27 protein-coding genes are annotated in these 23,609 nt (G+C 72.3%); 19 read left to right on the top strand and 8 right to left on the bottom strand.

Annotated features, from left to right (window positions below):
• Positions 1–210: 210 nt before the first annotated feature.
• Entirely contained in the window at positions 211–1,353 is a 1,143-nt protein-coding gene (glf, locus tag HGK68_RS08265) for a UDP-galactopyranose mutase (RefSeq protein ID WP_169165534.1), read from the top strand.
• Here the strand turns inward: glf and HGK68_RS08260 are convergent.
• The 4 genes from HGK68_RS08260 to ligD (HGK68_RS08245) all read right to left on the bottom strand — a co-directional run bounded on the left by HGK68_RS08260 (position 1,344) and on the right by ligD (HGK68_RS08245) (position 5,283).
• Positions 1,344–2,666 (bottom strand): ATP-binding protein, encoded by a 1,323-nt coding sequence (locus HGK68_RS08260; protein WP_169165533.1) that lies wholly within the window; start codon positions 2,664–2,666, stop codon positions 1,344–1,346. The genes glf and HGK68_RS08260 overlap by 10 nt on opposite strands.
• Entirely contained in the window at positions 2,663–3,376 is a 714-nt protein-coding gene (locus HGK68_RS08255) for a LytR/AlgR family response regulator transcription factor (RefSeq protein WP_169165532.1), read from the bottom strand. Before HGK68_RS08255 ends, HGK68_RS08260 begins: the two co-directional genes overlap by 4 nt.
• A gap of 99 nt (positions 3,377–3,475) precedes the next feature.
• On the bottom strand, positions 3,476–4,357 hold the full coding sequence (ligD, locus tag HGK68_RS08250) for a non-homologous end-joining DNA ligase (RefSeq protein WP_169165531.1): 882 nt from the start codon (positions 4,355–4,357) through the stop codon (positions 3,476–3,478).
• The gene (gene ligD, locus HGK68_RS08245; RefSeq protein WP_169165530.1) at positions 4,354–5,283 is read right to left on the bottom strand and encodes a non-homologous end-joining DNA ligase; all 930 of its coding nucleotides are present in this window, start codon (positions 5,281–5,283) and stop codon (positions 4,354–4,356) included. The genes ligD (HGK68_RS08250) and ligD (HGK68_RS08245) overlap by 4 nt, the downstream gene beginning before the upstream one ends.
• 79 nt (positions 5,284–5,362) lie before the next feature.
• Between ligD (HGK68_RS08245) and ku the strand changes: the two genes are divergently transcribed.
• The 5 genes from ku to HGK68_RS08220 all read left to right on the top strand — a co-directional run bounded on the left by ku (position 5,363) and on the right by HGK68_RS08220 (position 9,610).
• Entirely contained in the window at positions 5,363–6,526 is a 1,164-nt protein-coding gene (gene ku / locus HGK68_RS08240) for a non-homologous end joining protein Ku (protein ID WP_169165529.1), read from the top strand.
• Between the two features lie 3 nt (positions 6,527–6,529).
• Complete coding sequence (locus HGK68_RS08235) at positions 6,530–7,591, top strand: PHP domain-containing protein (protein WP_169165528.1); 1,062 nt, start codon at positions 6,530–6,532, stop codon at positions 7,589–7,591.
• Between the two features lie 135 nt (positions 7,592–7,726).
• Entirely contained in the window at positions 7,727–8,008 is a 282-nt protein-coding gene (locus HGK68_RS08230; RefSeq protein ID WP_169165527.1) for an HU family DNA-binding protein, read from the top strand.
• Between the two features lie 115 nt (positions 8,009–8,123).
• Entirely contained in the window at positions 8,124–8,546 is a 423-nt protein-coding gene (locus tag HGK68_RS08225) for a Fur family transcriptional regulator (protein WP_169165526.1), read from the top strand.
• Positions 8,547–8,563: 17 nt separating this feature from the next.
• A complete protein-coding gene (locus tag HGK68_RS08220) occupies positions 8,564–9,610 on the top strand; it encodes a threonine aldolase family protein (RefSeq protein ID WP_246260202.1) in 1,047 nt (348 codons plus the stop codon).
• 175 nt (positions 9,611–9,785) lie between these two features.
• On the opposite strand, the gene HGK68_RS08215 is transcribed toward HGK68_RS08220, so the two are convergent.
• Both HGK68_RS08215 and HGK68_RS08210 read right to left on the bottom strand, forming a co-directional pair.
• Positions 9,786–11,609, bottom strand: coding sequence for a DEAD/DEAH box helicase (locus HGK68_RS08215; RefSeq protein WP_169165525.1), 1,824 nt, complete (start codon positions 11,607–11,609; stop codon positions 9,786–9,788).
• A 182-nt stretch (positions 11,610–11,791) separates the two neighbouring features.
• Positions 11,792–12,205 carry a CoA-binding protein gene (locus HGK68_RS08210; protein WP_169165524.1) on the bottom strand — a complete coding sequence of 138 codons (414 nt, stop codon included), beginning with the start codon at positions 12,203–12,205 and terminating at the stop codon, positions 11,792–11,794.
• 51 nt (positions 12,206–12,256) lie between these two features.
• Here HGK68_RS08210 and clsA point away from each other — a divergent pair, with 51 nt between their 5' ends.
• The 9 genes from clsA to HGK68_RS08165 all read left to right on the top strand — a co-directional run bounded on the left by clsA (position 12,257) and on the right by HGK68_RS08165 (position 18,233).
• The gene (clsA, locus tag HGK68_RS08205) at positions 12,257–12,892 is read left to right on the top strand and encodes a cardiolipin synthase ClsA (RefSeq protein WP_169165523.1); all 636 of its coding nucleotides are present in this window, start codon (positions 12,257–12,259) and stop codon (positions 12,890–12,892) included.
• Between the two features lie 32 nt (positions 12,893–12,924).
• Positions 12,925–13,779: a DUF881 domain-containing protein gene (locus tag HGK68_RS08200; protein ID WP_169165522.1), complete on the top strand. Its 855-nt coding sequence runs from the start codon at positions 12,925–12,927 to the stop codon at positions 13,777–13,779.
• Positions 13,780–14,112, top strand: coding sequence for a small basic family protein (locus tag HGK68_RS08195; protein ID WP_169165521.1), 333 nt, complete (start codon positions 13,780–13,782; stop codon positions 14,110–14,112).
• Positions 14,109–14,891, top strand: a complete 783-nt coding sequence (locus HGK68_RS08190) for a DUF881 domain-containing protein (protein ID WP_169165520.1) — start codon at positions 14,109–14,111, stop codon at positions 14,889–14,891. The genes HGK68_RS08195 and HGK68_RS08190 overlap by 4 nt, the downstream gene beginning before the upstream one ends.
• 106 nt (positions 14,892–14,997) lie before the next feature.
• A complete protein-coding gene (locus HGK68_RS08185; protein ID WP_169165519.1) occupies positions 14,998–15,498 on the top strand; it encodes an FHA domain-containing protein in 501 nt (166 codons plus the stop codon).
• A complete protein-coding gene (gene ftsR / locus HGK68_RS08180) occupies positions 15,498–16,277 on the top strand; it encodes a transcriptional regulator FtsR (RefSeq protein ID WP_169165518.1) in 780 nt (259 codons plus the stop codon). Before HGK68_RS08185 ends, ftsR begins: the two co-directional genes overlap by 1 nt.
• A 59-nt stretch (positions 16,278–16,336) precedes the next feature.
• Entirely contained in the window at positions 16,337–16,876 is a 540-nt protein-coding gene (locus HGK68_RS08175) for a bifunctional nuclease family protein (protein ID WP_206155721.1), read from the top strand.
• Between the two features lie 147 nt (positions 16,877–17,023).
• A complete protein-coding gene (locus HGK68_RS08170; protein ID WP_169165517.1) occupies positions 17,024–17,611 on the top strand; it encodes a MerR family transcriptional regulator in 588 nt (195 codons plus the stop codon).
• 223 nt (positions 17,612–17,834) lie between these two features.
• Positions 17,835–18,233 (top strand): hypothetical protein, encoded by a 399-nt coding sequence (locus HGK68_RS08165; protein WP_169165516.1) that lies wholly within the window; start codon positions 17,835–17,837, stop codon positions 18,231–18,233.
• Between the two features lie 83 nt (positions 18,234–18,316).
• Here the strand turns inward: HGK68_RS08165 and HGK68_RS08160 are convergent, their stop codons facing one another.
• Entirely contained in the window at positions 18,317–19,093 is a 777-nt protein-coding gene (locus tag HGK68_RS08160) for a ParA family protein (RefSeq protein WP_169165515.1), read from the bottom strand.
• A 78-nt stretch (positions 19,094–19,171) separates the two neighbouring features.
• On the opposite strand from HGK68_RS08160, the gene HGK68_RS08155 reads away from it, so the two are divergent.
• Together HGK68_RS08155 and HGK68_RS16260 are read left to right on the top strand one after the other, a co-directional pair.
• Positions 19,172–19,819 (top strand): MBL fold metallo-hydrolase, encoded by a 648-nt coding sequence (locus HGK68_RS08155; RefSeq protein WP_169165514.1) that lies wholly within the window; start codon positions 19,172–19,174, stop codon positions 19,817–19,819.
• Positions 19,820–19,864: 45 nt separating this feature from the next.
• Positions 19,865–20,527: a hypothetical protein gene (locus HGK68_RS16260; RefSeq protein WP_169165513.1), complete on the top strand. Its 663-nt coding sequence runs from the start codon at positions 19,865–19,867 to the stop codon at positions 20,525–20,527.
• Positions 20,528–20,581: 54 nt separating this feature from the next.
• On the opposite strand, the gene HGK68_RS08145 is transcribed toward HGK68_RS16260, so the two are convergent.
• The gene (locus HGK68_RS08145; RefSeq protein ID WP_169165512.1) at positions 20,582–21,040 is read right to left on the bottom strand and encodes a hypothetical protein; all 459 of its coding nucleotides are present in this window, start codon (positions 21,038–21,040) and stop codon (positions 20,582–20,584) included.
• Positions 21,041–21,111: 71 nt separating this feature from the next.
• Here HGK68_RS08145 and manD point away from each other — a divergent pair, with 71 nt between their 5' ends.
• The gene (manD, locus tag HGK68_RS08140) at positions 21,112–22,338 is read left to right on the top strand and encodes a D-mannonate dehydratase ManD (RefSeq protein WP_169165511.1); all 1,227 of its coding nucleotides are present in this window, start codon (positions 21,112–21,114) and stop codon (positions 22,336–22,338) included.
• A gap of 102 nt (positions 22,339–22,440) precedes the next feature.
• Positions 22,441–23,586, top strand: coding sequence for an EAL domain-containing protein (locus HGK68_RS08135; protein ID WP_169165510.1), 1,146 nt, complete (start codon positions 22,441–22,443; stop codon positions 23,584–23,586).
• The last annotated feature ends 23 nt before the right edge of the window (positions 23,587–23,609 follow it).

Genomic DNA, 23,609 nt, shown 5'->3' with positions numbered 1-23,609 from the left:
TTGCCGCCCTGTCCGTCACAGCTCTCCTTCGAGTGGGCGCGCGCGGCTGTCGTAGCCGGCGACGTCGGTGTGTGGGCACAGCACAGCCGAGTCACCGCGCGCGGGAGGGGTGTGGTGCACGATCTGTCGGTTCGGGGCCACGATCTGTCGCCGGGCGCGGCTGGCTACACTCGCCCGGATCGGTCGTGTCACCTGGAAGGCTCTGCTCGCATGGATCTGCTCGTCGTCGGCGCCGGGCTGTTCGGACTCACCGTGGCGGAGCGGGCGGCGCAGGCGGGGCTGCGGGTGCAGGTGATCGACCGCCGGACGCACCTGGGCGGCAACGCCTACACCGAGGTCGATCCGGGCACTGGGATCGAGGTGCACCGCTACGGCTCGCACATCTTCCACACCTCGAACGAGCGGGTCTGGGCGTACGTGCGCCGGTTCACCGCCTTCACCGACTACCGGCACCGGGTGTACTCCACGCATGGCGGCACGGTGTACCCGCTGCCGATCAACCTGGGGACCCTGAACCAGTTCTTCGGCACCGCGCTGGGTCCGGACGCCGCCCGCGCCCTGGTCGCCGAGCAGGCGGCCGAGGTGGACGGGTCGCAGGCGTCGAACCTGGAGGAGAAGGCGATCTCGCTGATCGGGCGCCCGCTGTACGAGGCCTTCATCAAGGGCTACACCGCCAAGCAGTGGCAGACCGATCCGCGGGAGCTGCCGGCGTCGGTGATCACCCGGCTGCCGGTGCGCTACGCCTACGACAACCGGTACTTCTCCGACACCCACGAGGGGCTGCCCCGCGACGGCTACCCGGCCTGGTTCGAGGCGATGGCCTCCCACCCGCGGATCGACGTGGCGCTGGGCGTGGACTTCTTCGACCCGTCCCAGCCGCTGCACCAGGCGGCCACCCGCGGGCAGCTGCCGATCGTCTACACCGGACCGCTGGACCGGTACTTCGACCACAGCGCCGGGGTGCTCGGGTGGCGCGGGCTGACCCTGGAGACCGAGGTGGTCGACACCCGGGACTTCCAGGGCACCAGCGTGATGAACTACGCCGACCCCGAGGTGCCCTACACCCGGATCCACGAGTTCCGGCACTTCCACCCCGAGCGCGAGGACCGGCACAGCCAGGAGCGCACGGTGATCATGCGGGAGTTCTCGCACACCGCCGGGCCGCAGGACGAGCCGTACTACCCGGTGGGCACCGCGCAGGACCGGGAACGCCTGGCCGCGTACCGGGAACTGGCGGCCGGGGAACCCCAGGTGCACTTCGGCGGCAGGCTGGGCAGCTACCTCTACCTCGACATGCACATGGCGATCGCGTCGGCACTGGCGCTCTGGGACCGGATGAGCGCTCAGCGCTGACGCCCGTCGGGGGCGGGCAGCAGCACCCGGAGCGAGAACCAGTTGTCGGCGGCGTGCACCGTCATCGAGCCGCCGTACTTCTCCGCCGTGTACCGGATGCTCTTGAGTCCGTAACCGTGGCTGTCCCGGTCGGCGTGCTTGGTGACGATCTGGCCGTCCTCGGTGCGCAGCTCACCGGTGAAGTAGTTCTCCACGGTGAAGACCGTCAACCCGTTCCGGCTGTGCAACGCGAGCTTGACCAGGCGCTTCTCGGTGTCCGGCACCGCCTGCGCGCCCTCGATCGCGTTGTCCAGCGCGTTGCCGACCACCGTGCAGATGTCCATCACCGACAGGAAGTCCAGCGCCTGCCCGTCCGCCACGCAGGTCAGGTCGATGTCCCGTTCGGCCGCCGCCATCGACTTGGTGGTCAGCAGCACGTCCAGCACGCCGTTGCCGGTGCGGGCCTGCTGCTCGTAGGTCTGGACGCTGGCTTCCAGCTCGTCCAGGTAGGTGGCCTGGCGGCCGGGATCCATCTCCGCGCGGATCACCCCGATCTGGTGCTTCAGGTCGTGGTACTTGCGGTTGATCCGGTCCATGCTCCGCTTCGAGACCAGGTACTGGGCGTGCTGGGTGCGCAGGATGTCGTCGATCGCCCGCAGTTCGGCGGCGGCCCGCTGCGCCAGGTGCTGACCCTGCTGGGCGTACAGCGCCACGAAGCCGCACAGGTCGACCAGGGTGCGGATGTAGAAGATCTCCAACCCGAGCCGCCCGCTGAACGGGCTGTTCGCGGTCAGGAAGCTCAGGTTGCTCACCAGGAAGGTCACCCCGGCGATGGCCGCGGCCGACGCCAGGTCGCGCCGGGTGATGTCCAGCGGTGCCTCCGGGCCGAAATGCCGCCGTTCGATCAGCCAGGCCAGGGCGAAGGCGCCCAGGTAGACCAGCGCGAACACCAGCGCCCGCAGCGTCAACGGGTGCCGACCCTCGACGAAGAAGTAGCAGTGCAGCTGCCAGTGCAGGGCGGCGACCAGTTCGGCCAGCACCAGGGCACGGGCGCAGAAGTACCCGGCCTCGCGCACCGTGACCCGGGCCGCCGCCCAGATGGTGCCGAACATGGTGACGACGGCGAGCGCCATGCCGAAGGACCACAGCGCCAGCGGGAAGGTCCCGGCCAGCATCTGCACGCCGATCTGCGCCCCGAGACCCACCGCGAGCACCGGGACCAGCCGCCGCCAGCGCATCCGCTTGCGCAGCAGGAGCACGTAGACCAGGCAGGCGGACCACTCGGCGAAGCCGGTCAGCTCCCGTGGGATGTCCGGCAGCAGTTGGGTGATCACAGCGGCCGCCCGGCCAGGTAGTCGGTGAGTGCGGCGAGGAACGCCTTCTTCCGGGGGCGGCTGATCACCAGGTCATGGCCGCCGACCAACTGGCAGCTGTTCTGCCGCACCCCCTGCACGTGTCGCAGATTCACCAGGTAGCAGGAGTTCGACCGGAAGAACCCGTGCGCACCGAGCTGGCCCTCCAGGGTCTTCAGCGCACCGGTCATCCCGTACATCCCGGCGGTGGTGTGCAGCACGATCCGGTGCTTGACGCTCTCGGCGAAGATCACGTCGGCGACGTCGACCCGGGCCACCCCGCCGTCCACCGGCAGCAGCAGGTACTCGGCGCTGCGGCGGCGGATCCGCTCCAACGACCGGGCGATCTCCTGGGAGAACGGGAAGTAGGCCACCGGCTTGAGCAGGTAGGACAGCGCGTCGACCTCGTAGCCGCGGATCGCGTACTGGGCCATGTTGGTGATGAAGACGATCACCACGTCCCGGTCGACGGCGCGGATGCGCTCGGCGGTGGCGAAGCCGTCCAGCTCGGCCATCTGCACGTCCAGCAGCAGGATGTCGAAGTCCGGCCGGTAGTGCTTGACCACCTGGGCGCCGTCGGAGAACACCCGGACGTCGAACTCCTCGGCGTGCTCGTCCTGATAGCGCCGGAGGTAGCCGACCAGCAGCTGCGCGCTGGCCGGGTCGTCCTCGACGATGCCGATCCGAATCACGGGGTTGGGTCCTCCGACGTCGGGTGCACGCCGGCTGTGCCACCGCGGCTGGTGGCCCACCCCTATGCGTCCGGGCGCCCCGCGATGATAGATGACACGTCAGAGGCGATCGAACGGGTCCCCGCGTTCGTCCAGTCGGGCGATCACCTCGGCGGGGGAGAGCTGGGTCAGGCCGGGCTCGACCTCCGGCCACCAGCGCGGTGCCGCCGCCGCCACCCGTTCGCGCCCGCGCAGCGAGTACGGCGTGATGGTGGTCTTGGCCGGGTGGTTCTGCGACCAGTCGAGCAGCACCTTGCCCCGGCGCAGCTCCTTCTTCTGGGTCGCCACGATCTGCCCCGGGTGGGCGGCGGCCAGCTCGTGCGCCAGGTCGCGGGCGTACTGCCGGATCGTCATCGCGTCCCGCTTGCCGTCCAGCACCGCGTACAGCTGCAGGCCTTTGGACCCGGAGGTGACCGGCACGGTGTCGGTCAGCCCGTCCTCGGCCAGCCGGTCGGCGACCAGGTGGGCGACTCGGGCGCACTCGTCGAGTCCGGCCGGGGCACCCGGGTCGAGGTCGATCACCAGCCGGTCCGGGTTCCGCAGCCCACCGCGCGGGCCGACCCGCCACTGCGGGGTGTGCAGCTCCAGCGCCCCGGCATTGGTCGCCCACACCAGGCCCGCCACGTCGTCCAGGAAGGGCAGGTCGAGTTCCTTGCCCTCGTCCTCCGCACCGGGTGCCGCGCGCAGGGTCTGCCGCCGGAGCCAGGACGGCGCGCCGCGCGGGGTGTTCTTCTCGAAGAACTGCTGGCCACCGACGCCGTCCGGGAACCGGATCCTGGTCACCGGCCGGTCGCGCAGCTGGGCCAGCAGCGGTGCGGCCACCCGGACCACGTAGTCGACCGCCTCGGCCTTGGTGAAGCCGCCGGGGTAGAGCACCTTGTCGAGGTGGGTGAGCTTCACGTCCCGGTCGCCGACCCGGACGATCTGCGGCTGGTCGGTCATCGCTGCTCCCACGGGTCGACGTCGGTGTCATCGCGCACGCCCCGGATCACCGGCTGGCGCAACCGCCCGGTCGGGGTGCGGGCCAGGTAGCGGACATCCACCAGCACCCGGGGTTCGACCCACACGGTGCCACGGCTGTCCTCCGGCGGCAGGTCCTCGGCCAGCGGCGAGCCGTCCCGGCGCAATGGGGCGAGCAGCGCCTGCAGCCCCATCGCGTCGGTGAGGCCCGATCCCGCCTTGCCCAGGTAGCGCAGCTCGCCGTCGGGCCCGGGTGCCGCCAGCAGCAGCGACCCGAGGCGGCCCGAGCCGGTGCTCTCCGGCCGCCAGCCGCAGACCAGGGCGGTGCGGGTGGCACGGTGCACGGCCTTCACCCAGTCCGGGGAGCGTCGGCCCGGCTGGTAGGTCGACCCGGCGCGCTTGGCGACCACCCCCTCCAACCCCTGCTCCCGGGTGGCCTGCCAGAGCAACGCGCCGTCGTCGTAGACCGGCGACAGCGTGACCGGCACCGGCAGGTCGAGCCGTTCCAGCGTCGCCCGCCGTTCGTCCAGCGGGCTGCGGGTCAGGTCCACCCCGTACAGGCTCAGCACATCGAAGACCACGTAGCTGATCGGCAGCCGGGTGCTCAGCCGCAGCGCCCTGGCGCGGTCCCGGACGTGCATCCGTTCGGCCAGGGCGGAGAACGACGGCACCCCGTCCCGCATCGCGACGACCTCCCCGTCCAGCACCGCACCGGGCAACGCGTCCAGGACGTCCAGCTCGGGATAGGCGGCCCGGGCGTCCCGGCCGTTGCGCCCCAGCAGGCGCAGTCGCCCGCCGGTGGTGTCCGCCAGGATGCGCACCCCGTCCCACTTCACCTCGTACCGCCAGCCGGCACCGGCCGGCGGGGCGTCCGGGGGTGTCGCTGCGGTGGCGAGCATGGGCTGCATGGGGCCATCCTGCCCAGAGAACGGACGCTGTCGCGATCCGCCACAGCATCGGCCGCACACGCACCGGAGGGAGTCGACGATGCGCGCGATCTGGAAGGGTGCGGTGGCCTTCGGGCTGGTCAACGTGCCGGTCAAGCTCTACGCCGCCACCGGTGAGCACGAGGTGCCGCTGCACCAGGTGCACCGCACCGACGGCGGCCGGATCCGGTACCGCCGGGTGTGCTCGATCGAGGACGAGCCGGTCGAGATGTCGGAGATCGCCAAGGGCTACGAGACGGACGACGGCCGCCTGGTGGTGCTCGACGACCAGGACCTGGCGCAGCTGCCGCTGACCACCGAGCGGGAGATCGAGGTGCTGGAGTTCGTCCCGGCCGACCAGGTCGACCCGATCCTGCTGGCCAAGACCTACTACCTCGAGCCCGACCGCACCGCCGCCAAGCCCTACGCCCTGCTGCGTGAGGCGCTGGCGACCACCGACCGGATGGCCGTGGTCAAGGTCGCCCTGCGCCAGCGCGAGTCGATGGCGGTGCTCCGGGTCCGCGACGACGTGATCTGCCTGCAGACCCTGCTCTGGCCGGACGAGGTGCGGGCGGCCGACTTCCCGATCCTGGACAACGAGGTGCAGGTCCGCCCGCAGGAACTGGCGATGGCGTCCTCCCTGGTCGAGCAGCTGGCGGGGGACTTCGACCCGAGCGGCTTCGAGGACCGGTACGTGACGGCGCTGGAGTCGGTGATCGAGGCCAAGCTCAGCAACGGCGCGGTGCAGGAGCGGCCCGCCGAGGAGGAGGTCGGTGCGGGCGGCACCGGCGGCGAGGTGGTCGATCTGCTGGCCGCGTTGCAGCGCAGTGTGGAGAAGGCCCGTTCGGCCCGCGGGGAGGACGGCGCTGAGCAGGAGGCCGCGCCCGCGAAGCGGACGAGGAAGCCCGCCGCGAAGAAGGCGACCGGTGCCACCTCGTCCGGCCGGAAGACCGCGGCGAAGGGCACCTCGACGGGCACCTCGACGGGCGCGGCATCGGGCGCGAAGTCGACCGGCTCGAAGTCCACCGCCACGAAGTCGTCCACCGCGAAGTCCACCGCGAAGTCCACCGCGTCGAAGTCCAGTGCTGCGAAGTCCACCGCTACGAAGTCGACGGCGTCGAAGTCCGCCTCGACCGAGGCGAAGCCCGCCACCAAGCGCGCGGCCGGCAAGACCGGCACGAGCACGACGTCCACCCGCAAGCCCGCCGTGAAGCGCGCCTCCTGATCCATGGCGACCCGCACCCACCCGGTCCCCGAGCCCGAGCTGCCCGCCACCGTCGCCGCCGCCCTGCGCCGCGCCGCCTACCTGCTGGAACGCGGCGGTGCCACCTCCTACCGCTCGGAGGCGTTCCGCGCGGCGGTGGCGGCCCTGGAACCCCTGGACGCACACGAGCTGGCCCAGCGGGTGCATGCCGGGACGTTGACCGAGCTGCCCGGCGTCGGATCGCGCACCGCCGAGGTCGCCACCGCCGCGGCCACGGGTGGTCCGCAGCCCTATCTCGACGACCTGGCGGCGAAGTACCCCGAGGACGAGCTGGATGGTGCGGCGGCAGCCCTCCGCGCGGCGCTGGTCGGCGACCTGCACGCGCACTCCGAGGCCTCCGACGGTGCCACCCCGATCCAGGAGATGGTGCTGGCGGCGATGGAGCTCGGCCACCGCTACCTGGCGATCACCGACCACTCGCCGCGGCTCACCATCGCCTCCGGCCTGTCCCCGGCACGATTGCGCGCTCAGCTGAACCAGATCGAGGCGTTGAACGCCGCCATCGCCCCGTTCCGGGTACTGACCGGCATCGAGGTCGACATCCTGGACGACGGGTCCCTGGACCAGGAGCCGGAGCTGCTGGACCGGTTGGACGTGGTGGTCGCCTCGGTGCACTCCAAGCTGCGGATGGACGGCGCCGCGATGACCCGGCGGATGCGGGCGGCGGCGGCCAACCCGCGGGTCGACGTGCTCGGGCACTGCACCGGGCGGCAGCTGACCGGGTCGCGCAAGCGTCCTGCCAGCACATTCGATGCCGAGGCGGTGTTCGCCGACTGCGCAGAGCACGGGGTCGCGGTGGAGATCAACTGCCGCCCGGACCGCCTGGATCCGCCGCACGAGCTGCTGGCGATCGCGGTCGACGCCGGGTGCCACTTCACCATCGACACCGACGCGCACGCACCCGGTCAACTGGCCTGGCAGGGGGTCGGCTGCCGGCGCGCGGCGGAGCACGGGATCGGGCCGGACCGGGTACTGAACGCCTGGGACACGGACACCCTGATCGACCACCTGAGTGCCCGCCGGTGAGACACGCCGATCCGCGTCATTGCACGGCAGGGGCCTCATCCCGTTATGGTCTTGGCCGTCGGACCGCCGAAATCCCGCCCTGTGGGGTCACCGGCGCGCACCGATCACCTCGACCATTCCACAAGGAGCACATCCGTGAGCGTGAACCGCACTGAGCTCGTCCAGGCCATCGCCGGTAAGGCCGGTCTGACCAACACCGCCGCCGACGCGGCCCTCAAGGCCTTCCAGGAGGTCCTGGTCGAGCAGCTGTCCGCGGGCGAGTCGGTGACCATCCCGGGTCTGTTCGCTGTCTCCCGCGCCGAGCGCGCCGCCCGTACCGGCATCAACCCGCAGACCGGCGAGCCGCTGGACATCCCGGCCGGCTACCGGGTGAAGATCACCGCCGGCTCCGCCCTGAAGCGCGCCGTCGCCAAGTGATCCGAGGCCCGGAATCCCGGGCCGCGTAGCACTGTTCACGAGCCGGGGACCCGTTGGGGTCCCCGGCTCGTGGCCTACCATGGTGGGCCGTTCCACCGGCAGAGAGAGGAACCCGATGGCCGTCGTCCAGCGCACCACCCGTCAGCGGACGGAGATCCTGTCCCTGCTCGACGACCTGGACGAGTTCCGCTCCGCCCAGCAGCTGCACGACCTGCTCAAGGCGCAGGGCTCCACCACCGGACTGGCGACGGTCTACCGCGCGGTACAGACCCTGGCCGAACAGGGTGAGGTCGACGTGCTGCGCTCCCCGGAGGGCGAGTCGGTCTACCGACGCTGTGAGCGCCGCAGCCACCACCACCACCTGATGTGCCGGTACTGCGGCACCGCGGTCGAGATCGACGGCCCCGGCGCCGAGACCTGGGCGGACCAGGTCGGCGCCAGCCACGGTTTCTCCGACGTGGCGCACACCATCGAGCTGGTCGGCACCTGCGCCGACTGCCGCGCGAAGCTCGCGGCGGGTCAGGACCCCACCGCCTGACCGGGCAGAATGTGCGGGTGGACATCCTGCACGATCGTGACGCCCGGACCTTCGCCTCCGACAACTACGCCGGGGTGCACCCCGAGATCCTGGCCGCGCTGGCCAGCGCCAACGACGGCCACCAGCGCGCCTACGGTGCGGACGTCTACACCGAGCGCCTGCAGGAGGTGCTCCGCGGCCACTTCGGCGACACCGCCGTCGGCTACCCGGTGTTCAACGGCACCGGCGCGAACGTCCTCGCCCTGCAGACCATGCTGCCGCGCTGGGGCGCGGTGATCTGCGCCGAGACCGCCCACATCAACACCGACGAGAACGCCGCACCGGAGCGGATCGGCGGCATCAAGCTGCTGACGGTCCCGACCCCGGACGGCAAGCTCACCCCCGAGCTGATCGACCGGCACGCGCACGGCTTCGGCGACCAGCACCGCGCCCAGCCCGGCGTGGTGTCGATCACCCAGACCACCGAGGTCGGCACGCTCTACACCCCGCAGGAGATCGCCGCGATCACCGCGCACGCGCACGGCCTGGGCATGCGGGTGCACGTCGACGGTGCCCGGCTGGCGAACGCCGCCGCCGCGCTCGACCTGCCGATGGGTGACTTCACCACCGACGTCGGCGTGGACACCATCAGCCTGGGCGGCACCAAGAACGGTGCCGTGTTCGGGGAGATCGTCGTGGTCCTCGACCCGGAGGCCACTCCGGGCATCGCCTACCAGCGCAAGGTCGACATGCAGCTGGCCTCCAAGATGCGCTTCGTGTCCGCGCAGTTGGTGGCGCTGTTCGAGGGCGACCTGTGGCTGCGGTCGGCGCGGCAGGCGAATGCGATGGCGGCCCGGCTGTCCGCGGCCGTCGCCGACATCCCCGGCGTCCGGCTCACCCAGCCCACCCAGTCGAACGGGGTGTTCGCCGCCCTGCCCGCCGGTGCCGCCGACCGTCTGCGGGAGAACGCGGCGTTCTTCTACGACTGGAACCGCGCCACCGGCGAGGTGCGGTGGATGTGCGCCTTCGACACCACCGAGCAGGACGTCGACACCTTCGCCGCCGCAGTCCGCGCCGCCGTCTGACCCCGCGCCCCCTGCACGCACTCCGCTCCGCCCTGCACGTGCCTTCCGCCCCCGCCGAGACTACGGAAAGCAACGCTTCTCGACCCTGAATGCGACTGTTTCCGTAGTCTCGGCGGCACCGGGGCGCACGAAGGGGCGCTTCCCGGGAGGGAAGCGGCCCTTCGGGGCGTGCGGGTCAGTAGCGGTCGCGGGCCGGAGCGCGGCGCGGGCCGGACTCGTGGCGTCGCGCGCCACCCTCGCGGTGCTCACGACGCGGGCCCTCGGTGCCACGCGACCCGGCCGGACCACCGCGGCTCGGACGCGGACCGGAGTCGGTCTGGATCCGCAGCGGACGGCCGGCGACCCGGGCGCGCCCGATCCGGTCGAACGCCTCCGGGCTGAGGCCACCGGGGATCTCCACCAGCGAGAAGCTGCTGAAGATGTCGATCTTGCCCAGGTCCTGCCCGGTCAGGCCGCCCTCGTTGGTCAGCGCGCCGACGATCGCACCCGCCTGCACGCCGTGGTTACGCCCGACGGCGACCCGGTAGCGCAGGCCACCGGTCGGACGGGAGGCGTTGCGGGGACGGGCCGGACGGTCAGCGTGGTCGGCGCCGCCGCCCCGCAGGGTGGCACGGGACAGGGCGTCGTCCATGTCGTCGCCCTGCTCGCTGCGCGGCAGCGGTCCCTCGTCGCCGACGGCCAGCGCCGCCAGGGTCGCGACCATCTCGATCGCGTCCAGCTCGGGGTGCTCGGCCAGGAAGTCGGCGGCGGCGGTGCGGTACAGGCTGAGCCGGTCCTTCGCCTGCCGGGCCGGGATCCGACCGAGCAGCTGGGCCACCTTGTGCGCGGAGACGTCGGCAGGGGAGGGGATCTGCACCTGCTCCAGCGTCTGGCGCGTGGTGCGCTCGATCGACCGCAGCTTGCCGTTCTCGTTCGGGGTGACGAAGGTCAGCGCCTCACCGGTGCGGCCGGCGCGGCCGGTCCGGCCGATCCGGTGCACGTAGGCCTCGGGTTCGCCGGGCACGTCGAAGTTCACGACCAGCCCGATCCGCTCGATGTCCAGGCCTCGGGCCGCGACGTCGGTGGCGACCAGCACGGAGATCGCACCGGAGCGCACCCGCTCGACGATCTTCTCCCGGTCGCCCTGGGCCACGTCACCGGAGATGTACGCGGCGGCGACACCGCGCTCGACCAGGGAGACCGCGACGTCCTCCGCGGCGGACCGGGTCCGGACGAAGACGATCGCCGCCTCGGCCTCGGTCACGGCGAGCACGCGGGCCAGCGCACCGGCCTTGTGCCGGAACGGGACCACGGCGTAGGTCTGACGGACCGAGGCCACGGTCGACGACTGCCGAGCGACCTGGATCGCGACCGGGTCGGTCAGGTGGTCGTTGGCGACCCGGCGGATCTGCGGCGGCATGGTGGCGGAGAACAGCGCGACCTGACGCTCCTTCGGCGCCTGGGAGGCGATCCGGTCGACGTCCTCGGCGAAGCCCATCCGCAGCATCTCGTCGGCCTCGTCCAGCACCAGGAACTTCACCGCGTCCAGCGACATGGTGCGACGCTCGAGGTGGTCGATGACCCGGCCGGGGGTGCCGACGACGACCTGGGCACCACGCTTGAGGGCGCGGGCCTGCGGCAGGAACGGCGAACCGCCGTACACCGAGACGACCTCCAGGCCGTCGATGCCCGCGGCGAAGGAGCTGAGCGCGTCGGCGACCTGCTGGGCGAGCTCGCGGGTCGGCGCGAGCACCAGGGCCTGCACCTCCGGCAGCTCCGGGTCGACGGCGGCCAGCAGCGGCAGGCCGAAGGCGGCGGTCTTGCCGGTGCCGGTCTGAGCGACACCGGTGATGTCGCGGCCGGACAGCAGCGCCGGGATGGCCTCCGCCTGGATCGCGGTCGGCGTGGTGAAGCCGAGGGAGGTGACGGCGTCCAGCAGGGTCGCGGGCAGACCCAGATCGGCGAAGGTCACCTCGGCGGCGGAGTCGGTGGTGGGCAGGGCAGGGTCAATGACAGTCATGCATCAGCCTTCATCGGGGGGAGACGGCGTCGGTGTGGCCGGGTCGGCTCGTCACCAGTCGCGTCTTCCCCACACCCACATCGAGGCACTCAGCTGGCCTCAGCACACGCACACGGGATTTGCGACGGACTCCGTCAGGAGCCATCAGTCTAGACCCCCGCCCGTCCGCGGTCACCGTGACCTCAGCCACGCAGCCCCAGGCGACCGGCCTCGATGGCGGGGCAGCGGTCCATCACCACGTCCAGTCCCGCCGCCTCGGCCCGGTCGGCCGCCGCCTGGTCGATCACGCCGAGCTGGAGCCACACCGCCTTCGCCCCGATCGCGATGGCCTGATCCACCACGGCACCGGCCAGGCCGGCGTTCACGAACACGTCCACCACGTCCACCGGCACGTCGATCTCGGCCAGGCTCCGCACGCCGGGGGAGTCGTGCACCGTCTCCGCCCGGGGATGCACCGGGACGATCCGGTGCCCGAGTCCGCGCACCAGGGCCGACACCCCGTAGGCGGCGCGGGCGGTGTTGGTGGACAGTCCGACCACCGCCCAGGTGCCCGGAGTGGTCAGCAGACGCTCGATGGTCGCCGGATCGTTGCGCATCGCACCAGAAAAGCACGTCAGGTGCTCCACCACCTGCCGCGCCCGGATACGATGACCGCTGGTCCACACCGCGAACAGCCGACAAGGGGAGGTGCCGTGGCGCAGCCCGAGATCAGCGACCGCGTGTGGACGATCCCCAACGTGATCAGCTTCATCCGGCTGCTGATGGTGCCGGTGTTCGCGGTGCTGATCTTCCGGGGGCACGACGGCTGGGCGCTGGTGGTGCTCGCCGGCTCCGGTGCCAGCGACTGGCTGGACGGCGTGCTCGCGCGTCGCCTCGGCCAGGTCTCCCGGCTCGGACAGGTGCTCGACCCCGCCGCCGACCGGCTGTTCATCCTGGTGACGCTGCTCGGCCTGGCGATGCGCGGCGTGGTGCCGTGGTGGCTGGTCGGGGTGCTGCTGGCCCGGGAGCTGATGCTCTTCGTGCTGCTGCTCCTGCTCGCCCGCCGCGGCTACGGTCCGTTGCAGGTGCACCTGGCGGGCAAGGCCGGGACCTTCGCGCTGCTCTACGCCTTCCCGCTGCTGCTGCTCGCGCACTGGGGCGGCGTGGTCGGTGACCTGGCATCGGTGTTCGGCTGGGCCTTCGCCTGGTGGGGGATCGTCCTGTACTGGTTCGCCGGGCTGCTCTACGTCCGCCAGGCGTGGCCGTTGATCATGCGCGACGACGCCCGCCCGGTCACCGTCTGATCGTGGCGGCTCCGCGACGCAGGGACGCCTCCATGTCGGTGCTGACCGACGTGATGCGCAACCCCCTGGACCCGGGGTACCGGGCCGCCGCCGACCGGCGTGCCCGGGAGGGCCACCCGCCGCGGCACACCCGGTGGGGGACTGCCGCCGTCGCCGTGCTCGCGGTGGCCCTCGGCGCCGCCTTCACCTGGTCGGTCGTGGCGCTGCGCGCTCCGCAGCCGGGTGCGCTGGCGGCCCGCGAGGTGCTGGCGCAGCAGATCACCGAGCGCACCGACGAGCTCGACCGGTTGCGCACCGAGAGCACCAGCCTGCAGTCGGAGATCGACGCGTTGCAGTCGGCGGCGCTGTCCGGGTCGGACTCCCCGCTGCTGGACCAGCTGGCCGCCGACCAGCTGAGCACCGGCACGGTGGCGGCCACGGGTGCGGGACTGCGGATCACGCTCAGCGACGCGGAGACCGACGACCCGGAGACCGACCTGGACTCCCGGGTGCGCGACTCCGACCTGCAGACCCTGGTCAACGGGCTCTGGGCCGCCGGGGCCGAGGCGATCGCGGTGAACGGTCAGCGCCTGACCACCACCACCGCGATCCGCACCGCGGGGGACGCGATCCTGGTCGACGTGGTGCCGCTGGTCGGCCCGTACACCGTGGAGGCGATCGGCGATCCGCAGGGGATGCAGACGGCGCTGGCGCGGTCGACCGCGGGGCAGTTGCTCGCGGTGCTGCAGTCCACCTACTCGATCGGCGTCCAGCTGAGCGGCCAGCAGGAGCTGCACCTGCCCGGCGCCGCCGCGCCCACCCTGCGCTCGGCGACCCTGCCGCCGGGTGTGTCGGTGCTGCAGGACCCGGCTGGCACACTGAACACCCCCGACGCGGAGGAGAGCTGAGTGATCGCCGTCATCGGACTGGCCCTGGGCGTGATCGCCGGACTGGTCTTCCACCCGACCATCCCGGCGGAGTTGCAGCCGTACCTGCCGATCGCCGTGGTCGCCGCCCTGGACGCGCTGTTCGGTGGTCTGCGCGCGGTGCTGGACGGGATCTTCGACGACCGGGTGTTCCTGGTGTCCTTCCTGTCCAACGTGGTGGTCGCGGCGCTGATCGTCTTCCTCGGCGACCAGCTCGGCGTCGGGTCGCAGCTGTCCACCGGTGTGGTGGTCGTGCTCGGCATCCGGATCTTCTCCAACGTCGCGGCGATCCGCCGACACCTGTTCAAGGCATGAGCCCGGACCAGGACACCCCGCCGCAACCCGCCCCCGAGGTCGCCACCCGGTCGGCGCGGGACGGCTGGCGCACCCTCGCGCACGCGCTGCGGCCCCGGGCCACCCGTGCGCAGCTGATCACCGGCCTGCTCTGCGCGCTGCTGGGCTTCGCGATCGCCCTCCAGGTCAGGTCGACCGGTGAGGAGTCGCTGACCACGATGCGGCAGTCGGAGCTGGTCAGCCTGCTCGACCAGACCACCCGGCAGGCGGATCAGCTCGCCGACCAGGTCGCGGATCTGGAACAGACCCGGCAGGACCTGCGTTCCGGCTCGACCAGCCAGGAGGCGGCATTGGAGAGTGCCACCCGGTCGGCGGCGGCGCAGGGCATCCTCTCCGGGCGACTGCCCGCCCAGGGGCCGGGGGTGGCGATCACCGTCAACGACCCGAGCGGGTCGGTGTCGGCGCTGACCCTGCTGAACCTGTTGGAGGAGCTGCGCAACGCCGGGGCCGAGGCCGTGCAGTTCAACGACCAGCGGATCACCGCCACCAGCCCGATCGTCGGCACCAGCTCCGGGATCGAGGTCAACGGAGTGCGACAGGAGCCGCCGTACCGCTGGTTCGCGATCGGCGACCCGGACACCATGGCGACCGCGATGGCGATCCCCGGTGGGGCGATCGCCAAGGTGCAGATCGACGGTGGAACCGCCCAGGTCGACAAGCAGGACCTGCTCCAGATCACCGCGCTGCGCACGCTGAGCACCCCGCAGTTCGCCACCCCGGAACCGGATCCACAGGGCTGATCGGCGCGCGCGGGGTGTGCGTGACCCCCGTCGCCGCATAGGCTGTCCGCCAGGACCCCGGCGCAGGTCGGGGCACGAAAGTGACGCATCCACGCTGGGAGGTGGCATGAGCGAGGAGCAGCAGGTGCCCGGGGCATCCGGGTCCGGCGCGCAGAACGGGCCAGTCGCCGGCAGGCCCGAGGACACCACGCTCGCCTTCGGCAGCATCGGGCCGTTGGACGGCGAGCCGGTCGCCCTGGGCCTGACCGCCGAGCAGTCCGCCGCCGTGCAGGCGCTGCCGCGCACCTCCGCGCTGCTGGTGATGCAGCGGGGCGGCCCCGGATCCGGCGCGCGCTTCCTGCTGGACGCCGACCGCACCGTCGCGGGACGCAGCACCGACGCCGACATCTTCCTGGACGACGTGACGGTCTCCCGCAAGCACGCCGAGTTCGTGCGTGAGCTGGACGACTTCGTGGTCCGGGACATCGGCTCGCTGAACGGCACCTACGTCAACCGGGAGCGGATCGACGCCGTCGTGCTCCGCCCGGGGGACGAGGTCCAGATCGGCAAGTTCCGGATGACGTTCCACCCGAGCCCGGCGGCGCACCGCGGCTCGACCGACTCCTGATGGCAGCACGCCCGGCACGGGTTCCGGAACCGGAGTCCGCGCCGCAGGCCGCTGAACAGCCGGCGGCCGCCGGTGCCTGGCCGCGTGGGCTGTCCCGGGCCGCCACGATGCGGATCTCCGACGTGCTGGCCGCCCTGCGGGTCGAGTTCCCGGCGGTGACCAACTCCAAGCTGCGCTTCCTGGAGGAGCAGGGCCTGGTGGACCCGGTACGGACTCCGGCCGGCTACCGGCAGTACAGCCCGGCCGATCTGGAGCGCCTGCGCTTCGTGCTGCGCGAGCAGCGTGACCGCTACGTCCCGTTGAAGGTGATCGGCGAGCGGTTGGCCGAGCTGGACGCCGGGGTCGCCGACGAGCCCGCACCGGCTGCCCGGGTGGTGGCCGAGGACGGCGTCGTGCGCCAGGGACCGGGCGACGGTCGGTACACGGTGGCCGAGCTGGCCGCCGAGGTCGGGGTCGAGCAGTCCGTGGTGGCCGACCTGGTCGCCGCGGGCGTGCTGCGGCCCTCGGCCTCCGGACACCTGGACGCCTGGGCCAAGGAGGTGGTGGCCGCCGCCGCCGCCCTCGCCGAGCACGGCGTGCAGGCCCGGCACCTGCGGACTTTCCGCACCGCCGCCGACCGGCAGATCGACCTGGTGGAGACCGTGGTCGCGCCGTGGCGCGGCCAGAACGCCCCCTCCTCGCAGGGCCGGGCCAGCACCACCGCCGCCGAGGTGGGGGAGCTGTGCACCCGCTTGCACACCGCACTGGTCCGCGGTGGGGTCGCCGGTCTGACGGACTGAGCTGCGGCAGCGCCGGTCGTGTCGAGCGGCGCGGGCGCACCCGCCGTAGCGTGAGAGCCATGGACGACGATCTGGTCGAGGTGGAGGTGCTGGGCGTACGCCGGCACCCCGATGACGAGGAGCTGGTCGTCCTCCTGCTGGAGCCGATCGGCGAGCTGGTGGTGCCGATCTCGATCGGCCCGGTGGAAGCGGCGGCCATCGCCACCGCCCAGGCGGGGATCGTCCCGCCGCGGCCGATGACCCACGACCTGCTGCGATCGGTGCTCAACACCCTGCACACCCGCCTCACCCGGGTGGAGATCACCGAGCTGTCCGGCGGCATCTTCCACGCCGCGCTGGTGCTCGGCGAGGAGGAGCGGGTGGATGCCCGGGCATCGGACGCGCTGGCGCTGGCCGTGCGGATGGACTGTCCGGTGCTGTGCGCCGTCGACGTGCTCGCCCAGGCGGGGGTGGAGGCGCAGGTCACCGAGGTGCCGGAGGGGTCGGCCGTCGAGTCCGAGGACGAGGTGGAGCGGTTCCGCGAGTTCCTCGATCAGGTGGAACCAGAAGATTTCGACGACGGCGGCGCGTCGCCTGCGCCGGACGCCGAGAACCGGTAGCTTCAACCTCAGGTCGAAGGTAAGACTCGCCGACGGCGACACGCTCTGGACGTCCAGGTCAGCGGTCGTTGACCGTGTCAGCCCCCCGGCCTAGCGTTCACATCAGACGTACCGCGACAGCCGCGGTTCGATACCTCGGAGGCACCCGTGACCGGCACCGAACAGACGGCTGACGCCGCCGGCAGCATCCCGCAGCGGGCGCAGGGCCTCCTGTTCGGCGACGAGCTGCCCGACCTGGACACCGCCTCCGGCTACCGCGGTCCGACCGCCTGCCGCGCCGCGGGGATCACCTACCGGCAGCTCGACTACTGGGCGCGCACCGGGCTGGTCGAGCCCACCGTGCGACCCGCCCACGGCTCCGGCACCCAGCGGCTGTACTCCTTCCGCGACATCCTGGTGCTCAAGGTGGTCAAGCGACTGCTGGACACCGGCGTCTCGCTGCAGCAGATCCGGGCCGCCGTCGGTCACCTGCGCGAGCGCGGGGTCGACGACCTGGCGCAGATCACCCTGATGTCCGACGGCGCCTCGGTCTACGAGTGCACCTCCGCCGACGAGGTGATCGACCTGGTGCAGGGCGGTCAGGGCGTCTTCGGCATCGCCGTCGGTCGGGTCTGGCGCGAGGTCGAGGGCTCGCTGGCCGAGCTGCCCACCGAGCGGGTGGACGACCAGCCCGCCGTCGACTCCCCGCAGGATGAGCTCGCGGCCCGGCGCGCAGCCCGGCGCAACGCGGGCTGAACCTCTGTCCTCCGCCCTCGGTCCCCACGTGGGGCCGGGGGCGGAGCTGTCTCCGGGCGAGTCGGTCGGGCGGCGGCGTGGGTGCCCTCCCGGTCGTGGCGGCTCGCGATGGTGTGCGGGGTTGGTGCACGGTCGGTGACGTCGGTCCGGGTTCTCGGCCGATTCCCAGACTGCCGACCTAGCGTCGCCGGAACCTCCCGCCGCGTCGCCCCAGGAACCGCCGATGTCCACGCTCACCGTCCCCGCCCCGCTCCGCGCCCCGCGCTCCGCCCGCTGGTCGGCCGTCCTCGGCGTGGGCGGGATCGGCGTCCAACTGCTCGGCCTCGCCCTGCTCGCGCTGGCCCGGGGTCAGACCCGCTACGGCGTCGCGGTGACGGTGGTGACCGCCGGGGTACTGGCGGGGGTGGGCGCCCTGTTCTGCGGCGGGTGGTGGCTGCGGCGGCTGCGCCGTCGGGCCCGGGTGCTGCGCGCGCAACGACCGTCCCGGCCCACGGGGATCCGTGCGGCCCGGCGCTCCGAACAGCGGCTGGTCTGGACCGGGATGCTGGCCGGGCTGCTCTCCGCCGGCTGGTGGATCCCGGTGTTCGCGCTCGGACTCGGCTGGGTCCTGGTCGGGTCCTGACCGGCGGCGCGGGTGCGCTCGCGCAGAACGCGAGCCGGGAGGGCGTCGGTGGGAGCCGGGAGCCGGGAGCCGTGAGGAGTCGATCAGGTCCGGGGTGCGCGCAGGGCCCGGTCGAGCAGCTGGTCGAAGGTCGCCGCCAGCTCGCGGGCGCCCTGACCCGGCCAGGCATGCACCGGTTGCGCCGCACCCTGCGCCTGCTGCAACGCCGCCCGCTCCGGCACGAACGGGGTGAGCACCAACGGTCCGTACAGGCCGCTCAGCTCCTCCAGCCGGAACGCCTGCTCGGTGGAACGCGCCTTCACCCGGTTCACCACCACCCCCAGCGGCTGCAACTGCCCGGCCGGGCCACGGCGCAGCTCGTCGATGGTGCGCATCGCCCGGCCCACCGCGGTCACCGCGAACAGGCCCGGCTCGGTCACGACCACCGCCCGGTCGCAGGCGGTCAGCCCGGTCCGGGTCAGGCCGCCCAGCGACGGCGGGCAGTCCACCAGCACCAGGTCGTAGGAGTTCAGCCAGGCCAGCGCGAACCGGAGCCGGTCGAGCTCCCGGGTGCTGCCGTCGTGGCCGTAGCCGTCGTGCCGAGCGGAGTCCGCCGAACCGACCAGCACGTCCAGCCCCTCGTCGGCCCACGCGCTGGCGGCGATCGCCTGGGTCAGGGTCTCGATCCCGGGCTGGTCCAGGACCTCGGCCACCGTCCCCGCGGCGGGCGCGGCGGCCAGTGCCAACGTCGAGTCACCCTGCGGGTCGAGGTCGACGACCAGGGTGCGCAGACCACGCTCCAGCGCGGCGGACGCCAGGCCGAGCGTGACGGACGTCTTACCGACGCCGCCCTTCAGCGAACACACTCCGAGGACCAGCACCCCCGTACCGTATCCGCCCTGGCCCGGGGAGTGCGCAGCCCGGTCGACGGACGGGCCGCGCCGGGCGATCCTGTCGTCATGACGACCATCACCGCCTGGGGCCACGCCTGCCTGTCCTTCGACCGCGACGACCACCGGCTGGTGATCGACCCGGGCACCTTCTCCGACCTGGGCGTGCTGGACACCGCGGAGGCGATCCTGATCACCCACGACCACGTCGACCATCTGGCGGTCGACCCGGTGGCGGCAGCGGTGGCCGAGCGGGACGACCTGCGCCTGTGGGGGCCGCGATCGGTGGTCGAGCAGGTGGTGGAGGCCGGCGCCCCGGCGGCACGGGTGCACCAGGTCGGCGCCGGAGACGACTGGGTGGCGGCCGGATACTCGGTGCGGGCGATCGGCCACGACCACCGGGAGATCCACGCCGATCTGCCGGTGCCGGAGAACGTCGGCTACCTGATCGACGACGTGGCCTTCCACCCCGGCGATGCGCTCACCGAACCGGGGGTGCCGGTCGAGCTGCTGTTCGTCCCGGTCGCAGCGCCCTGGCTCAAGCTCGGGGAGGCGATCGACTACGTGCGGGCGGTGCGGCCCCGGCTCGCGGTCCCGATCCACGACGCGATCCTGTCCGAGGCCGGCAAGGGGCTGTCCGACCGGATGGTGGGCGGGCTGGGCGGTGCGGGGGAGTACCGGCGCCTGGAGGTGGGCGACACCCTCGACCTGGGGTGAACCCGCGCTACCGTGACAGCCCGATCCCCGTCCCGAGGAGCCAGCATGTCGGCACGACCGTCCGCCAAGGCACTGATCACCACCGGCCTCTGCCTGCTCGGCGGCTCGCTGCTGTTGCAGGGCGTGTACCTGCTGGTGCAGAACGCCGCCCTGGGCAGCTACTACGGCTACGGCTACGGATTCGGCTGGGGTGCGCTGAGCCTGTTCAGCACGGTCATCTCGCTGGCCGGGTACACCGGCGCCGCGATCCTGGCCGCCGGGCTGGTGGTGAAGTCGCTGACCTCGGCCGGTCGCATGGGAGCAGGCGGCGGGGTGGGCTCGACCGGTGCTGGTCTGTACGGCCCGGGTGCCGGGGGCCAGGTTCCCCCGGGCACCGCGCCGCAGCAGCCGGGTGGGTACGGCGCCAGTGGGTACCCCGCGCCGGGTGGCTACCAGGGGCCCAGCGGGTACCCGGGATCGGCCGGGAACCAGGCGTCGGGCGGATACCCGGGTGCGGGTGATCACCAGGGCGCGGGTGGCTACCACGCCCCGAGCGGATACCAGGTGCCGAGCGGATACCAGGCGCCGAGCGGCTACCCGGGCTCGGGCGGCCACCAGGGTGGACAGCCCGGCACCGGGCAGTACCCCGGTTCGGGGCAGCACAGCCAGCAGGGCCAGCAGAGCCACGACTCGACGGGCACCGACCCGAACGCCCAGGGTCAGCGCTGACCCCCGGGGCCGTGCTCCCGCCACCGGGCCCGCGTTGCTGAGACCGGCGTCAGCTCACTCGTCGGCGAGGGGGCGGGACATCAGCCAGGTGGACAGCGGCTGCCGAGCGGTGATCGGGGTCGAGTAGACCCGGTCGCCGACCACGATCTCCGCGTCGGCCGGGGCCGGGCTGCCGAGCAGGGCCGCCATCAGGTTGCCGATCGTCCCGCGCACCCGTGCTCGGCGGCGCACCCGGCCCGCGAGCACCTCGGTGACCAGTGCCACCACGTCGGCGCGCGGCACGTCGAAGTCCGCTGTGGTCTCCACCAGGACGGTGTCGCCGCCGTCCGTGTGCAGCTGGACCTCCACCTCCGGGGTGCCGGGGAACGACACGATGGTCAGGTCCGGGTCGGCACCCTGATCGGCCTCCTGCCACGGGTCGGACTCCGGAACCGGCGCCGGGGTGCGGTCGTGTGCCACACCAGCTGCCCACAGCGCTCGGACGGTGGCCTGCGTGTTGTCGTCGATCGGCATGGGACCCATCGTGGCGGACCGCGCTGGGTGCGGGCGACATGTCGCCGTGGAAGCGCTGCCATGATGGCTCCATGCAGATCATCAGCGCCGATGTCGTCGTCACCAGCCCGGGCCGCAACTTCGTCACCCTGAAAGTCACCACCGACGAGGGGGTCACCGGACTCGGCGACGCGACGCTGAACGGGCGGGAGCAGGCGGTGGTCGCCTACCTGCGCGATCACCTGGCACCGCTGCTGATCGGCACCGATCCGCACCGGGTCGAGCACACCTGGCAGTCGCTGTACCGCGGCGCCTACTGGCGACGCGGACCGGTCACGATGGCGGCCATCGCGGCGGTGGACATGGCGCTGTGGGACATCAAGGCGAAGACCGCGGGCTTGCCGCTGTACCAGCTGCTGGGTGGGGCGTCCCGGGATCGGGTGCGCACCTACGGCCACGCGAACGGCCGGGACATCCCGGAGCTGCTCGACTCGGTGCGGGCGCGGCTGGCCGAGGGGTACCCGGCGGTCCGGGTCCAGACCGGCGTGCCCGGCCTGCAGCGGGTCTACGGCGTGCACCAGGGCACCGCGATCGCCGCCGAGGTGGATGGCATGCGGATCGACCAGCTCGCCCGCCCGATGGAGGAGGACTGGGACACCGCCGCTTACCTGCGGCACGTGCCGACCATCCTGGAGGCGGTGCGCAGCGAGTTCGGTGCCGAGCTGCCGCTGCTGCACGACGCCCACCACCGGCTCAGCCCGCAGGAGGCCGCCCGGCTTGCCAGCACCGTGGAACGCTACGACCTGTTCTGGCTGGAGGACCTCACGCCGGCGGAGAACCAGGCGTCGCTGCGGCTGGCCCGGCAGCACAGCACCACCCCGTTGGCGATCGGCGAGGTGTTCAACACCGTCTTCGACTACCAGACGCTGATCGACGAGCACCTGATCGACTACGTGCGGTCGGCGGTGACGCACTTCGGTGGGGTGACGCCGCTGCGCAAGCTGGTCGACTACGCCGGGCAGCACCAGATCCGCACCGGCTTCCACGGACCGGAGGACATCTCGCCGGTGGGGATGGCGGCGCAGATCCACCTCGACCTCGCGGTGCACAACTTCGGCATCCAGGAGTACAGCGGACACACCGAGCTGACCCACCGGGTGTTCCGGCACGGCTACACCTTCACCGACGGGTACCTGCACCCCGGTGACCTGCCCGGCCTCGGGGTCGAACTGGATGAGGAGCTGGCGGCCGCCCATCCGTACGTGCCCGCCTACCTGCCGGTGAACCGTTTGCTGGACGGCAGCGTCCACGACTGGTGAGTCACAGCGGCGACCCGGCGAGCCCGACCACCGGGTGCCGCACTGGGTGAAAGGACGGGCGATTGCGGGTGGTTTGCCTACAGATGTGGGTGCATGGGGTCGATGGGAGGGGGACCGGGAGAGTCCTGGTGTCCGGCCGAGGGGAGCATCGCCATCGACGTCGAGCTGCAGGCGCCCCCGGTCGACGACCAGCGGTGGGCCGACGCGCTGAGCGACGTGCTGGCGCACCCGACCTCGCATGCGCTGCACGCCCAGCCGATCGTCGAGCTGGCCACCGGATTCGTCACCGGTTACGAGCTGCTGTCTCGGTTCACCGGTCCCTGGCGTACCTCGCCGGACGTCTGGTTCGCCGCCGCGCACCACTGGGGGCACAACCCGGCGTTGCAGGCCAGGGTGCTGCGCAAGGCGATCGCTGCCCGGGACGACCTGCCGCCGAACACCTTCCTGACCGTGAACGTCGACCCGCATCTGCTCGCCGACGACCAGGTGGCCGACGCCCTGCTCGGCGGCAACGATCTGTCCCGGCTGGTCCTGGAGCTGACCGAGCACACCCGGGTGGATGAGGCCGGGCGGGCGATGGGGGTGTTGGCGCGGGCACGTGCGGCCGGTGCGCTGATCGCGATGGATGACGCCGGGACCGGCTACGCCGGGTTGCAGCTGCTGCTGGAGCTGCGGCCGGACATCGTCAAGCTGGATCGCGCGCTGGTCACCGGGATCGACGTCGACCCGGTCAAGCGCACCCTGGTCGAGGTGTTCGGCGATCTGGTCGGCCGGATGGACGGCTGGCTGCTCGCGGAGGGGATCGAGACCCGCTCCGAGTTGGAGGCACTGATCGCGATGGGCGTCCCGCTGGGTCAGGGCTGGGCACTGGGCCGACCGCAGCCCCAGATGCTCACCGCGTTGCCGGCGGAGGACGCCGCGCACATCCGGGCCACCGCCTCGCGCACCTCCCTGACCGGGAACGTCGCCAGCATCGTGCGACCGGTGCGCGCCGGCCGGGACCGCGAGCACTGCGACGTGCTGCTCGCCCCGAGCGGCAAGGTCACCGAGGTGCGCGACCCGCTGGGTCGCTGGGTGCCGGCGATGACCGTGGCGCCCAGCGCGACGGTGGTGGAGGTCGCACGCCGCGCCATGCTGCGCCCCGAGGGACGCCGGTGGGACCCACTGGTCTGCACCGACATGAACGGCGCCACGGTGGGCACCATCGCCGTCGACGCTCTGATGCTCGCCCTGACCCAGGGCAGCTGACACCGGCTCGTCAGGAGCCGGGA

Source organism: Cellulomonas taurus (assembly GCF_012931845.1).
GTDB lineage: Bacteria > Actinomycetota > Actinomycetes > Actinomycetales > Cellulomonadaceae > Cellulomonas > Cellulomonas taurus.
This window is presented reverse-complemented; position numbering and strand designations above follow the sequence as displayed.

Coding starts and splice junctions, on each gene's coding strand:
- HGK68_RS08225 (WP_169165526.1), top strand. CDS start 8,124: ATGGCCGTCGTCCAGCGCACCACCCGTCAGCGGACGGAGATCCTGTCC.
- clsA (WP_169165523.1), top strand. CDS start 12,257: ATGACCGCTGGTCCACACCGCGAACAGCCGACAAGGGGAGGTGCCGTG.
- glf (WP_169165534.1), top strand. CDS start 211: ATGGATCTGCTCGTCGTCGGCGCCGGGCTGTTCGGACTCACCGTGGCG.
- HGK68_RS08155 (WP_169165514.1), top strand. CDS start 19,172: ATGACGACCATCACCGCCTGGGGCCACGCCTGCCTGTCCTTCGACCGC.
- ku (WP_169165529.1), top strand. CDS start 5,363: ATGCGCGCGATCTGGAAGGGTGCGGTGGCCTTCGGGCTGGTCAACGTG.
- HGK68_RS08190 (WP_169165520.1), top strand. CDS start 14,109: ATGAGCCCGGACCAGGACACCCCGCCGCAACCCGCCCCCGAGGTCGCC.
- HGK68_RS08145 (WP_169165512.1), bottom strand. CDS start 21,040: ATGCCGATCGACGACAACACGCAGGCCACCGTCCGAGCGCTGTGGGCA.
- HGK68_RS08210 (WP_169165524.1), bottom strand. CDS start 12,205: ATGCGCAACGATCCGGCGACCATCGAGCGTCTGCTGACCACTCCGGGC.
- HGK68_RS08200 (WP_169165522.1), top strand. CDS start 12,925: ATGTCGGTGCTGACCGACGTGATGCGCAACCCCCTGGACCCGGGGTAC.
- HGK68_RS08135 (WP_169165510.1), top strand. CDS start 22,441: ATGGGAGGGGGACCGGGAGAGTCCTGGTGTCCGGCCGAGGGGAGCATC.
- ftsR (WP_169165518.1), top strand. CDS start 15,498: ATGGCAGCACGCCCGGCACGGGTTCCGGAACCGGAGTCCGCGCCGCAG.
- HGK68_RS08185 (WP_169165519.1), top strand. CDS start 14,998: ATGAGCGAGGAGCAGCAGGTGCCCGGGGCATCCGGGTCCGGCGCGCAG.
- manD (WP_169165511.1), top strand. CDS start 21,112: ATGCAGATCATCAGCGCCGATGTCGTCGTCACCAGCCCGGGCCGCAAC.
- ligD (WP_169165530.1), bottom strand. CDS start 5,283: ATGCAGCCCATGCTCGCCACCGCAGCGACACCCCCGGACGCCCCGCCG.
- HGK68_RS08215 (WP_169165525.1), bottom strand. CDS start 11,609: ATGACTGTCATTGACCCTGCCCTGCCCACCACCGACTCCGCCGCCGAG.
- HGK68_RS08175 (WP_206155721.1), top strand. CDS start 16,337: ATGGACGACGATCTGGTCGAGGTGGAGGTGCTGGGCGTACGCCGGCAC.
- HGK68_RS08235 (WP_169165528.1), top strand. CDS start 6,530: ATGGCGACCCGCACCCACCCGGTCCCCGAGCCCGAGCTGCCCGCCACC.
- HGK68_RS08165 (WP_169165516.1), top strand. CDS start 17,835: ATGTCCACGCTCACCGTCCCCGCCCCGCTCCGCGCCCCGCGCTCCGCC.
- ligD (WP_169165531.1), bottom strand. CDS start 4,357: ATGACCGACCAGCCGCAGATCGTCCGGGTCGGCGACCGGGACGTGAAG.
- HGK68_RS16260 (WP_169165513.1), top strand. CDS start 19,865: ATGTCGGCACGACCGTCCGCCAAGGCACTGATCACCACCGGCCTCTGC.